14 protein-coding genes are annotated in these 12369 nt (G+C 58.3%); 3 read left to right on the forward strand and 11 right to left on the reverse strand.

All coding sequences use genetic code 11. The features are described 5' to 3' along the window. Positions 1–57 precede the first annotated feature (57 nt). The 9 genes from hisF to hisG form a co-directional block, all read right to left on the reverse strand. On the reverse strand, positions 58–816 hold the full coding sequence (gene hisF / locus G536_RS0111090; RefSeq protein ID WP_022823664.1) for an imidazole glycerol phosphate synthase subunit HisF: 759 nt from the start codon (positions 814–816) through the stop codon (positions 58–60). Positions 817–902: 86 nt separating this feature from the next. Next, positions 903–1619, reverse strand: coding sequence for a 1-(5-phosphoribosyl)-5-[(5-phosphoribosylamino)methylideneamino]imidazole-4-carboxamide isomerase (hisA, locus tag G536_RS0111095; protein WP_022823665.1), 717 nt, complete (start codon positions 1617–1619; stop codon positions 903–905). 87 nt (positions 1620–1706) lie between these two features. Beyond that, a complete protein-coding gene (gene hisH, locus G536_RS0111100; protein WP_022823666.1) occupies positions 1707–2294 on the reverse strand; it encodes an imidazole glycerol phosphate synthase subunit HisH in 588 nt (195 codons plus the stop codon). A gap of 145 nt (positions 2295–2439) precedes the next feature. Then, a complete protein-coding gene (gene hisB / locus G536_RS0111105; RefSeq protein WP_022823667.1) occupies positions 2440–3546 on the reverse strand; it encodes a bifunctional histidinol-phosphatase/imidazoleglycerol-phosphate dehydratase HisB in 1107 nt (368 codons plus the stop codon). A 70-nt stretch (positions 3547–3616) separates the two neighbouring features. Continuing rightward, complete coding sequence (locus G536_RS0111110) at positions 3617–4381, reverse strand: tRNA(His) guanylyltransferase Thg1 family protein (protein ID WP_022823668.1); 765 nt, start codon at positions 4379–4381, stop codon at positions 3617–3619. After that, complete coding sequence (locus G536_RS0111115; protein ID WP_022823669.1) at positions 4368–4820, reverse strand: AAA family ATPase; 453 nt, start codon at positions 4818–4820, stop codon at positions 4368–4370. The genes G536_RS0111110 and G536_RS0111115 overlap by 14 nt, the downstream gene beginning before the upstream one ends. A gap of 6 nt (positions 4821–4826) precedes the next feature. Then, positions 4827–5885 carry a histidinol-phosphate transaminase gene (gene hisC, locus G536_RS0111120; protein WP_026880062.1) on the reverse strand — a complete coding sequence of 353 codons (1059 nt, stop codon included), beginning with the start codon at positions 5883–5885 and terminating at the stop codon, positions 4827–4829. 93 nt (positions 5886–5978) lie between these two features. Then, positions 5979–7313, reverse strand: a complete 1335-nt coding sequence (gene hisD / locus G536_RS0111125) for a histidinol dehydrogenase (protein ID WP_022823671.1) — start codon at positions 7311–7313, stop codon at positions 5979–5981. A 125-nt stretch (positions 7314–7438) separates the two neighbouring features. After that, positions 7439–8290, reverse strand: a complete 852-nt coding sequence (gene hisG, locus G536_RS0111130; protein ID WP_022823672.1) for an ATP phosphoribosyltransferase — start codon at positions 8288–8290, stop codon at positions 7439–7441. A 245-nt stretch (positions 8291–8535) separates the two neighbouring features. Here hisG and G536_RS32160 point away from each other — a divergent pair, with 245 nt between their 5' ends. The 3 genes from G536_RS32160 to G536_RS0111145 all read left to right on the forward strand — a co-directional run bounded on the left by G536_RS32160 (position 8536) and on the right by G536_RS0111145 (position 10410). Further along, a complete protein-coding gene (locus tag G536_RS32160; protein WP_022823673.1) occupies positions 8536–8688 on the forward strand; it encodes a hypothetical protein in 153 nt (50 codons plus the stop codon). 117 nt (positions 8689–8805) lie between these two features. Beyond that, on the forward strand, positions 8806–9729 hold the full coding sequence (locus G536_RS27465) for a DUF2911 domain-containing protein (protein WP_051166935.1): 924 nt from the start codon (positions 8806–8808) through the stop codon (positions 9727–9729). A gap of 213 nt (positions 9730–9942) precedes the next feature. Next, complete coding sequence (locus G536_RS0111145; protein WP_022823675.1) at positions 9943–10410, forward strand: MaoC family dehydratase; 468 nt, start codon at positions 9943–9945, stop codon at positions 10408–10410. Positions 10411–10489: 79 nt separating this feature from the next. Here the strand turns inward: G536_RS0111145 and G536_RS0111150 are convergent, their stop codons facing one another. Both G536_RS0111150 and G536_RS0111155 read right to left on the reverse strand, forming a co-directional pair. Further along, positions 10490–11236 (reverse strand): alpha/beta fold hydrolase, encoded by a 747-nt coding sequence (locus G536_RS0111150; RefSeq protein WP_022823676.1) that lies wholly within the window; start codon positions 11234–11236, stop codon positions 10490–10492. Between the two features lie 61 nt (positions 11237–11297). Further along, positions 11298–12299, reverse strand: a complete 1002-nt coding sequence (locus tag G536_RS0111155) for an alpha/beta hydrolase (RefSeq protein WP_022823677.1) — start codon at positions 12297–12299, stop codon at positions 11298–11300. Positions 12300–12369 lie beyond the last annotated feature (70 nt).

A 12369-nucleotide genomic window follows, 5' to 3' on the forward strand; every position in this document is an offset into this window, starting at 1 on the left:
TTTTCGGTTGCGGGGGGCCGCTAGTGACCCGGACGAAGCCAACAACCGAAAACAAGCTTATAGCCGGACCGGAATACCGTCCTGGCGTAGATGTTGCTTCAACTCCCGAATACCGATTTCGCCGAAGTGAAAGATACTGGCCGCCAACCCCGCGTCGGCGTCGGCCTGCTGGAATACGTTAGTGAAGTCCTGCTTAGAACCCGCCCCCCCCGACGCCACCACCGGCACCGATACCGCCCGGCTGACGGCCCCCGTAATATCGAGGGCAAAACCATCCTTGGTGCCGTCGTTGCTCATGCTCGTGAGCAGGATTTCGCCCGCCCCCCGGTCGGCTGCCTCCCGGCACCACTGTACGGCATCGAAACCGGTGTTGTGGGTGCCGGCCCGGGTATAGATCTGCCAGCCGTCGGGGGCATGGTAGCGGGCATCGGCGGCCACCACAATGCACTGCGACCCGAACCGGCGGGCAAGCTCATCAATAAGCTCGGGGCGGGCCAAGGCGGCGGAGTTGATGCTGACTTTGTCGGCCCCATTCATCAGCAAGGCCTCTACGTCCTGCACCGTGCCGATACCCCCACCTACCGTGAACGGAATGTCCAGTTCCCGGGCTACGTCCCGCACCAGCGCCACTAGCGTGGCCCGTTTCTGGTTGGTGGCTGTGATGTCGAGAAAGACCAGTTCATCGGCCCCCTCGCGGGCGTAACGTGACGCCAGCGCCACCGGGTCGCCGGCGTCACGTAGGCCTTCGAAGCGCACCCCTTTCACAGTCCGGCCATCTTTTACGTCGAGGCAGGGAATAATACGTTTGGTCAGCATTGGATTTCGTTTTTCATTGTGGGTTGCTCGCTTTTCGTGTTGGTTGATGCTTCTTTACACCGAATAGCCAACATCGGAAAACGAGCCTACAGCCAGGGTTGCAGTTCTGTGAGCGTGATAGTGCCTTCGTAGAGTGCCTTACCGATAATAGCCCCGTGCATCCCTACTTCCGCCAGGGCCTCGACATCAGCCAGGGTGGTAACCCCGCCGCTGGCAATCAGACGGGCCTCGGGCAGAACCTGCCGCAACGTCCGGTACGTATCCAGCGCGGGTCCTTGCAGCTTACCATCCTTGCTAACATCGGTGCAAATGAACGTGGTAGCACCAGCAGCCAGGTAATGCGCCAGAAATTCTTGTAGCGTCCGCTCGCTTTGCTCCAACCAAGCATTGATAGCAATGTGATTGTCGCGAAAGTCGGCCCCCACAATGATCTGCTCTGCCCCAAACGAGTGTAGCCACTCTCCTACCAGCGCGGGCTCACGCACGGCAATACTGCCAGCCGTTACCTGCCGAGCCCCGGCGTCCAGCGCTAGCCGCACGGCCTGCTCACTTTGCAAGCCCCCCCCGTAGTCAATCACCAACGACGTGGTGGCCGCAATGCGCTCCAGTATCGGCAGATTCACTGGGCGCTTGGCCCGGGCGCCATCCAGGTCTACCAGATGCAGCCGCTTGACACCTTGCTGCTCGAAACGCTGCGCTACGGCCACTGGGTCCGAGTCGTACGTGGTCTGCTGTGAGAAGTCTCCTTCCGTCAGGCGGACACATTGCCCGTTGATGAGGTCAATGGCGGGTATTATTTCCATGGTTGTTGTTGATAGTAGATGCCGTAGTTGCTGTGTTGGCTAAGATGGCAGTCACAGAAGCTTCTGCCATCCCTTGCTTTTATCAGCCTACAGATTCAGAAAGTTTTCCAGGATGCGGTTCCCAACTGGGCCGCTCTTTTCGGTGTGGAATTGCACAGCATAGAAGTTCTTGTGCTGCACGGCGGCGCTAAAGGGAGTCGGGTAGGCCGCCTCCGCAATGGTGTACTCTCCTACCGGGGCAAAGTAGCTATGCACGAAGTACACGTAGTCTTCTTCCCGCAGCCCGGCAAACAAAGGAGAGCGGAGCTGTTGCAAGGTATTCCACCCCATATGCGGCACCTTGAAGCCGGGGCTCACTGGAAAACGCACTACATCGAAGGGCAGAATCCCCAACAGATCAGCATTGTTTTCCTCGCTGTGCTGACCCAGCAACTGCATACCCAGGCAGATACCCAGAAAGGGCTGCGTGAGAGTTGGCAGCAACTGGTCGAGGCCCTGGGCCCGCAACTCCTGCATAGCAGAAGCAGCCTCCCCCTCACCAGGGAAAAGGATCTTATCGGCCCGACGAATAACCTCGGGGTCGGCCGTAAGAGTGGCCCGCACGCCTAGCCGGTCGAGGGCAAATAGAACAGACTGCACATTGCCCCCCTTGTAATCTATTACAGCTATTTCCATTTGCTAGTTATTAGAGGCATACTTCGCTTTACTCATATGTTTAAACAAATGGTAAACCATGATTTAAAACACTTCCTTCCTGATTTTAGTCAGAACTTGAACACCTACATCGGCTTACTCATTTGTATAAACATATGGATAAAATCTACAGGATGCCTTTGGTGCTTGGAATTTCCATCTTGCCTGCGTCACGCACTAAAGCCATCTTTATAGCTTTGGCCACCGCCTTAAAAATGGCTTCAATCTTGTGGTGCTCATTGGTTCCTTCAGCCTTAATGTTGAGGTTGCAACGGGCAGCATCGGAGAAGCTCTTAAAGAAATGGTTAAACATTTCGGTAGGCATATCCCCTATCTTCTCCCGGTTGAACTCAGCCTCCCATACCATCCAGGGCCGACCGGAAAAGTCGATGGCCGCCTGCGCCAGCACGTCGTCCATTGGTAGTAGGAAGCCGTAGCGGGCCAGCCCCCGCTTGTCGCCGAGTGCCTGGGTGAAGGCTTCGCCCAGCGCAATAGCCGCGTCCTCTATCGTGTGGTGCTCGTCGATGTGTAAGTCGCCCTGCACTTCGATCTTCATGTCCACTCCCGAGTGCTTGCTGAGCTGGTCGAGCATATGGTCGAAAAAGCCTAGCCCCGTGTGCATCTGCGGACGACCATTCCCATCGAGGTTTAACTCCACCCGAATCTTGGTTTCGTTGGTATCTCTTTGTACTACGGCAGTGCGTGCAGGCAGACGCAGGAATTGGTATATACTTTCCCAGCTGGTAGTAGTTAAGGCGGCCCGCTCATCAGCCTCCTCTCTAATCAAGACAGATTGGCAGCCAATGTTTTCAGCCAACTCTATATCTGTGAGCCTATCCCCAATGACAAAAGAATTAGCAAGATCGTATTCACTATCCTTTCCCGTATAATGTTGTAACATCCCGATTCCGGGCTTACGGGTGGGCAGGTTTTCGTGCGGAAAGCTCCGGTCGATGTGCTCACGGGCAAACGCCACTCCTTCCGAGCGCAGAATATCCAACATCATCGTGTGGGCTGGCCAGAAAGTATCTTCCGGGAAGCTCGCAGTGCCAAGCCCGTCTTGGTTGCTTACCAACACCAGCTCATAGTCTAGCTCACGGGCAATACGGGCCAGCCCCGTAATGGCGCCGGGTACAAACTGAAATTTCTCGGGCGTTAGCGCATCCACTTGAAAATCGGTGGGGGGCTCTACCAGGATGGTTCCGTCCCGGTCAATGAAGAGAACTTTTTTCATGAAGTGAAGATACCGCCAGCGTACGGGTCGGTTCAGGGTGATGAGAGGTAAAAGGAAAAGTGGCGGCCTGTTATGTACCAGCCAATAATAAACTTTGTACAAACTCGCTGTACGGTTCGCCCAGCGGCAGTTCCAGATTGGTAGCAAGGCGGCGCCGGCTGGTTTCCACCATTTCCTGCCGCACTGGGTTCAGGCCGCGCTTGGAGTATTCCTCCCAGTACAACCCTATCCCCCGCTTTTGCCAAGCCGGCAGATTATTGTAGTTGATGCCATTGGCAAATAATAGGTCGTGCTTGGTGGCGGTGCGCTGGCCTTTCACCTGTGCAGTAGCTTCGGCCACCGTCCGCCCTTGCTTGCGAAGCAGCCAGTAGCAATGCGCGTTGAGCGAGTTGCGCCCCGCGTCTTCCTGCCGCCACCGAAAATAATCAACGACATCCTGGACGCGGGGAAACTGGGAAACCCGACAATCGAAAACGCCGATGCTTCCCAATAGCAACGAGAACTTGGCTGAGGCCTCCCCTGCCAGCACCGAGGTGTACTTGCGCAGTTTCCGCCCGAAGGAATCTTCCAATGGGTGCAGCAGCAAAGATATTTCGTCGCTCTGGGTGTAGCCGTATACCATCCGGAAGCCACACTCCAACAAGTGGCGCGTGGTTTCCGTCATGTAGTCGCGCATGCGCACATCGAACGGCGCTTCGAAGGGATGCACCTCTTTAGTAAGCCGGGTGAAACCGCGGCCGTCGAGGCGGGCCACCAGATAAAGGCCGGGTAGCGCACAGTGGTCATGGGCAGTTTCAAACACCCGCAACCGCGTATCCAGATCATCGAATTTCATCTTGCCACTCGTTAACAATGAAAGCCTCGTTGCCGACGGCCTGCACAAAGTAGAGCTGATCGAAGCCTTCGGCGCGGGCCGGCAGCTCCAGCCGGTTGCGCGTCGCCCGGATGCCTTTGTCCGGTACCTGCCGTTCAAGTGGGCGCAACTGGTTACGCACCAACGCCTCGGCGGCCACAGATTGGAAAAAGTAGCCGACTACTTCGAATTGAGCGGCGCGGGCCGCCTTAATATATACTGCCCGTTCTGCCTGGGTCGGGTTGGTATTGTCGATGACGCAGCGCATTTGCGTTTCCAGGCACAATTGCAGCAGCCGTTGCTCCCGGTTACGCGTGCGCAGCAGATCCAGGCTGATGCGCACGTGCGAATGGAAGAAGCGCTGCTGGTAGAAGGTGGACTTCCCCGTAGCCTGAATGCCGCAAAACACCACTAGCTGCATAACTACTTAGCCAGCGAGGTTGAACTCCCGCAAGGCCTGCACCAGCAGCTCGTTTTCGGCGGGCGTGCCAACGGTCAGGCGCAACGTGCCGGCGCAACCCGGCTGGGTGGTACGGTTACGCACCACCACCCCCTGCTCCAGCAGGTAGTCGTAGACGGCCGTGGCGTCGGGGCGGAACCGCGCCAACAGGAAGTTGGCGTCGGACGGAAACACTTCGGCCACGATGGGCAGCGTCGGCAGCTGCTCGGCCAGCCACGTGCGGCCGGCCAGGAGCTGCTGGCGCATCTGCTCGAAATGCGGCGCGTCGTGCAGCGCAGCCAGGGCATGCTGCTGGGTGGCTTCCGATATATTATAAGGAGGCTTGATCTTGTTGAGGTAGCTGATGATTTCCGGCGAAGCGAAAGCCATACCCAACCGCAACCCTGCCAAACCCCAGGCTTTCGAGAAGGTCTGCATCACCACCAGGTTCGGGAATTCCGCCAGGCGAGTCGTCCAGCTGGGCGCGTCGGTGAAATCGGCGTAGGCTTCATCCACCACCACCAACCCGCGGAAACCGCCTAGGATTTCTTCGATTGCCGCGGCGTGCAGCAAGTTGCCCGTCGGATTGTTCGGGGAGCACAAAAACACCAGCTTGGCTTCGGAAGCCACCACCCCAGCCACGATTTCCGGCGAGAGTTGAAAATCAGTGGTGAGCTGGATTCGCTCGATGCGCACATCATTGAGGTTGGCCGCCACTTCGTACATGCCGTAGGTCGGGGGCAAAAGCAGCACGCTGTCTTGGCCGGGGATGCAGGTGAGGCGCACCAACAAGTCGATGGCCTCGTCGGAGCCGTTGCCCAGGAAGATTTGGGCGGGGTCCACTTGTTTCAGCTTGGCCAGTTCCTGCTTCACGGCCCGCTGCTGCGGATCGGGGTAGCGGTTGAACTGCTCGGGGCCCGCGCTGCCCAAGCTGTTTTCGTTGGCGTCGAGCATAACGCGGGCTTCGCCCTGAAATTCGTCGCGGGCGGAAGAATACGGTTTCATACCCCGGATATTGGGGCGCACCAGACTTTCTAAATCAAACATGAAGTACGGTATCAAAGAATAGAGAACAGGAAAACCGAAGCTGGGGCAAGGTTGGGGAACACCGACACCACGGCGGCAACTCACCAGCCTTGCCTAGCTATGCGCCGGGCGGGCGGGTTCGGTTGGCGTACTGTTCGCACTATGAATGGCATCGAGCCGCAGCGTAACGGCACGGGCGTGGGCTTGGAGCCCCTCCGCCTCGGCCATGGTTTCCACCACCGGCCCTACGTTGAGCAAGCCTTCGGCGGTGATGCGCTGAAACGTGATTTTCTTGAAAAACGAATCCAAGGACACCCCGCTGTAGTTGCGGGCGTAGCCGTTGGTTGGCAGCGTGTGGTTGGTGCCGGAAGCGTAGTCGCCGGCGGCTTCGGGCGTGAGGTGCCCCAAAAATACCGAGCCGGCACTAGTTACCCCCTCGGCCAACTGCTCGGGGTTGCGCACGGCCAGAATCAAGTGCTCGGGGGCGTACTGATTGGAGAAATACAGCATTTCCTCGGGCGTACGCAGCAAAATGGCGCGGCTTTCTGTCAGGGCCTGCTCGGCTACGGCGGCCCGGGGCAGTTCGGCTAGCTGGCGCAGTACCTCGGCTTTGGTTTGCTCAAGTACCGCCTGCGAATCGGAAAGCAGAATCACTTGCGAATCGGGGCCGTGCTCGGCTTGGCTCAGCAAATCGGCCGCCACAAACACCGGATTCGCCGAATCATCAGCAATAACCAATACCTCCGATGGACCAGCCGGCATATCAATGGCCACCCCGTAGCGAGTAGCCAGCTGCTTGGCGGCCGTCACGTAGCGGTTGCCCGGCCCGAATATCTTATCGACACCGGGCACACTTTCCGTGCCGCCGCTCAAAGCCGCAATGGCCTGCGCCCCGCCCGCTTTGATAATGGTTTGAATGCCGAGCAGGTGAGCCGTGAACAGAATCACCGGATTCACGGAGCCGTCGGCCTGCGGCGGCGTGCACAGCACCACCTCGGGGCAACCCGCCAACCGGGCGGGCACTCCCAGCATCAGCAACGTGCTGAACAAAGGCGCCGTACCCCCCGGGATATAGAGCCCCACCCGCTGCACGGGCACCGCCCGGCGCCAGCAGCTCACGCCCGGCATGGTTTCCACCCGCTTTTCTTCTTCGCGCTGGGTGGCGTGAAATTTCCAGATGTTGGCGTGGGCCTGCCGAATAGCGGTTTGTAATTCCGAAGGCACTTGCGCTACCGCTGCCGCCAATTCCTCCGGGCTCACCCGAAGCCCGGCGCGTAGGTCGGCGCCATCGAAACGCTGGGCGTAGTCGAGCAGGGCCGCGTCGCCGCGCTGGCGCACATCCTCGAAAATCTGTTGCACCCGCTGCTCCACGTCCTGGGCTTGCTGCGCGGCGGCTCGCTGCTGCAAGGCCGCCCATTCCTGCTGCGCCGGATATTGAATAAGTTGCATGGGTTGAAAGGAGTTAGGAGTCAGAAGCTAGGAGCTAGAATACTGCGGCGTATAAGTAAGAGAAGTCAGGAGTTGAGATCTGCGTAGAATTTCTCCTAGCTTCTAACTCCTGCCTCCTATCTTCTCTAGGCTATCATCTTCTCGATGGGCAGTACCAGGATGCCTTCGGCCCCAACGGCTTTCAGCTGCCCGGTGATGTGCCAGAAGTCGTCCTCGTTCACCACCGACTGCACCGATACCCAGCCTTCTTCAGCTAGCGGCGTTACGGTGGGCGACTTGATGCCGGGCAATAGCGCCTTCACCGCGTCGAGCGAGGACGTGGGGGCATTCAGCAGAATGTACTTGTTGCGGCGGGCGCGGCGCACAGCCTGCATCCGGAACAAGAGTTGCTCCAGCAATTCCCGCTTTTCCGCCGACAGGTTCTCATGGGCAATCAGCACGGCTTCCGAGCGGAACACGGTTTCCACTTCGCGCAGGCCATTGCCCAGCAAGGTGGAACCGCTGCTCACAATATCACAGATGGCTTCGGCCAGCCCAATGCTAGGCGCAATTTCCACCGAACCACTAATGGTATGCAGGTTGGCTTCCACCCCCCGCTCGGCTAGATACTTACCCAAAATGGCGGGGTATGAGGTGGCAATGCTCTTGCCCTGCAAGTCGGCCACCGAGTCGTAGGCGGCGGCGCGGGGCACGGCTAGGCTCAGGCGGCACTTGCTGAAGCCCAGCGGCTGAATTTCCAGCGCCGGATAACCGGCTTCCACTAGCACGTTCTGGCCCACAATGCCCAGGTCGGCCACGCCGTCCTGCACGTAGCCCGGAATATCGTCGTCGCGCAGGTACAGGATTTCGAGGGGGAAATTGGTGGCTTCGGTTTTGAGCTTGTACGAGCTGGCGACAAAGCTAATACCGCACTCCCGAATCAGGTTCAGCGAGTCTTCGCTCAGACGGCCTGATTTCTGGATGGCAAGACGAATCATTTGTTTAGTTATGAATTATAAATTCAGAAACCTGAATTCAGAGGGGAACCCGTGGCGGGAATACGTGCAAAACGGGAAAAAGGCCGAGCGAGAAGCGCCACGACGAGCGGGGCCACCTTTCTAAGGTGACCGGGCGGCCACTTGCGGGCCACCCAACGGGACAATATGGTGCGTTATTCCTCTAAAAAGAGGAATGGTGGCCGTGCTGATGATGGTGCGCCGCGCGCAGCCCCGCTGCTTCGCTCATGGCGAAAGCAGCCCGGGGGCTGATAGAGCAAGAAAAAGGCGCGGCGAAAGCAGGCATATACTGGAAAGAGTGGGGCAAAAGTACACGCTCAGCGCAGGAAACGAAATTTTTTCTGGAAAAACTTGCCGCGAACCTGGACCTTTGCGCCTAGACATGCGTTTCAACCTGGTTTTGGCACTATTGTTTCTACGATTCTTCTGATCTTAGTTGGGAGCTGCTTGATTTGCTGGTTGCCCGTTCTGCTCTTCTTACTGCCTATTGCCTGCGTATGTGTTGTTTTCTTTCCCGGTTACTAGCGGCAGCTGGTACCACCCTGCTTCTGGCACTGCCCCCCGTAGCCGGGGCACGGGCCCAAACCGCCCCTACTCCCGCGCCCTCCGCTCCCACCGAATCATTGATTCCGTTGCCCCAGGCCAGTCCCCAGGTGCTATTGAAGCAGGAAGTCGGACTTACCACTGTTACGGTGGACTACCACGCCCCCAGCGTGAAAGGCCGCACCATCTGGCAGGGCCTGGTACCGTACGGGCAAGTATGGCGGGCGGGCGCCAACGAAAACACGATTATCACCTTTTCGGATACGGTGCGGGTGAACGGCAAATCGTTGCCGGCCGGCCGGTACTCGTTCTACGTAATGCCCCGCTCCGACCAGGACTGGGACTTGATTTTCAACCGCGTGACCACCCACTGGGGAGCGGAAGGCTACCAGGAAAAGGATGACGTGCTGCGCGTACCAGTGGTGCCGGAAGCCTCCGCCCACCACGAAACGCTGCTGTACTGGTTTTCCGACCTAACCACCGGCAGCGCCCACTTCAACCTGAGCTGGGAAAAGAAAACGGTGAGCTTGCTGATTGATACTAATGTGCAGGCCCGCGTGGTGGCCGGCATCGAGAAGGCCGTGGCCGCCCGGCCCAACGACTGGCAACTACTAGCCCAGGCCGCCGACTACCTGGTGCAAAACAACCTCAACGCCGAAAAAGCCCTGAACTACATCAATGAGTCCATTCGGTTGCAGGATGTGTACACCAACAACTGGATTAAGGCCCGTTTGCTGGCTTCCAAGCAGGATTTTGACACGGCCATCGTGTACGGACGCAAAGCCATCAAGCTCGGCGACAAAGACGACGACGCCTTCAAGAGCAAGCTGCCCAACATGCGGGTAGCGTTGATTGAATGGCAGTCGAAAGCGTATTAACCCAACCTGCACCAACGTCCAGCCATTGGCCAACGTAAACGGCCTCCTGATGAAGAATCAGGAGGCCGTTTTTTCTGACTGGTTTTTCCACTCAGTTATGAAGCCAGCAGGTTTTCACTACCCAGAAACCCCTGAAAATCTGTTCCGCGTTGCCGTATCTTTCGCCTGCTAACTCAATTAAACCGCCATTTCACTTCCTCAACCCGCCCTTGCATGAACAAGCTTACTATCCGCAGCCTGGCTGAACTCGAACAACACGTCGGCCAGGAATTGGGCGTATCCGACTACCACACCATCACCCAGCAGCAAATCAACAGCTTCGCGTCCGCCACCCTCGACCACCAGTGGATTCATGTGGATGCCGAACGGGCCGCTACGGAGTCGCCGTTCAAAGCCACCATTGCCCACGGTTACCTGACGGTTTCGCTGCTGCCCTACCTCTGGCAGCAGATTATCACCATCGAGAACCTGAAAATGCAGGTCAACTACGAAATCGAAAGCCTGCGCTTCAACCAAGCCGTAGCCGTAGACAGCGCCGTGCGGCTGCGGGCCAAGCTGGTAGCCGTGAAAAACCTGCGCGGCATTGCCAAAGCCCAGTTGGAAGTAACCCTGGAAATCAAGGACCAGCCCAAACCCGCGTATACCGGCATCATCACATTCCTGTATCACTTCGCGGGGTAAGCCCTTCCCAATGCATACGAAAGGCCCCTTTCCCAAACACGGTGTTTGGGAAAGGGGCCTTTTAACTTATCCGCCGTCTTTACTTAGCAGCTAGCTTGGTAGCGGCATCCATGATGACGGCGGCTACCTCGGCGGGCTGCGAAAGCATAGCTACGTGACTGGAAGCCAGCGTAATGGTAGTGGCTTTCATTTTCTTGGCCAACGTGCGTTCCAGATCGGGGTTGATCATCCGGTCGTTGCTGGCCACGATGTACCAGGAGGGCTTGGTTTTCCAGGCTGCTTGCGTGATTTTGTCTTTCAGCGCGGCAAAGGCCTGCGGGCCCTGGGTGGCAATGAGCAGTTGCTGCTCCTGTTTCGGCAAGTCCTGGGCGAAATCCTCCATAATGCCTTTGGGGCTCATGCTCACGAAGCTGGACGCATCGGGCCGGATTTCGTCGTTGCCGGGCGTGGCCGTGGCGGTTTGCACCAGTTCCAGAAACGACTGACCTTCCTCGGGCGCGGCGGCCGCCACGTACACCAAGCCCACCACTTTCGGGTCGTTGCCGGCCTCGGTGATAACCACGCCGCCCCACGAGTGCCCAACCAGCAGCACGGAGCCATCCTGCAAGGCAATGGCGCGCGTAGTGGTGGCTACGTCGTCGGCGAGGGAAGTGAGCGGGTTTTGCACGGCCGTTACGTGGTAGCCTTCCGTTTGCAGCAGCGGAATAACCTTGGCCCAACTGGAGCCATCGGCCCAGGTGCCGTGCACCAACACGATATTCCTGACGCCAACCGGAGCCGTTGCGGGGGCTTCCGCAGGGGTAGTATCGGGGGAAGTGAAGCTCATAAATAACTCAGCTAAACGACGACTAATAGAATGAATTTCGGCGCGGGCAACGCCTAACAGCTTAGGCGCCCAGGTATTTCTTCAGCTCGGCGCCGGCCTGCACAATCAGGGAGCGGACCTGAGGCACCGTGGCCAGGCCGTTGAGCAACCCGAAATCGTGAATCATGCCGTTGTAGCGCACCGTGGTAACGGTTACCCCAGCCTCGTCGAGCTTGCGGCCGTAGGCTTCGCCCCCGTCGCGCAGGATGTCGCCTTCGGCCACTTGGATCAGCGCTGGCGGCAAACCTTGCAGTTGCTCCGGGGTGGCATTCAGCGGCGAGGCGTAAATCTGCTGGCGCTCGGCGGGGTCGGTGGTGTAGTTGTCGTAGAGCCACTTCATGAGGGAGGTGGTCAGGAAGCGGTTTTCGCCGTATTTCTGGTAAGATTCCGTTTCAAAATCGGCATCGACAATGGGCCAGAGCAAAATTTGCAGCTTGATGTGCGGACCGCCTTTTTCCTTGGCCATGAGGCAGGTAACGGTGGTCATGTTGCCGCCGACGCTGTTGCCCACCACGGCTAGGTTCGCACCGTCCACGTTGATTTCGGCGCCGTGCTCAGCTACCCACTTGGTTGCGGCGTAGATTTCGTGGATGGCCTGCGGGTACTGGGCTTCGGGGCTCGGGGTGTAATCCACGAATACGGCCACGTAACCAGATTCCACCACTAAGTCGCGCACCAGGCGTTGGTGGGTGGGAAAGTCGCCGAGCACCCAGCCGCCGCCGTGAATGAAAATGAATACCGGCAATACTTGCTCGGCAGTGCCTGCGGGGCGCACGATGTGCAGCGGCACGGTCAGGCCCTCGCCACGAATGGTTTTCTCACTGACTTCAATACCTGATAAATCAACTGGCACCGAGGCCTGCGCCCCCACCAAACCCAGCCGGGCTTCCTTGGGTGAAAGGGTTTCCAGCGGCGGCCCGCCGGCGCCGTTCAGGCCCGCCAGAAAGGTTTTCACTTCCCGCGACAGGGCTGGATCGGTGGCAACGGGTAGCGGCTGGAATACTTCGGAAACTGTGCTGCTCATAGCGGTAAGGCGTAAGATTAACGTCGATACTCCCGTTGGGGAGGCAAGCGGACTACCTGCTCGACCACAC

The organism is Hymenobacter norwichensis DSM 15439 (assembly GCF_000420705.1).
Lineage (GTDB): Bacteria > Bacteroidota > Bacteroidia > Cytophagales > Hymenobacteraceae > Hymenobacter > Hymenobacter norwichensis.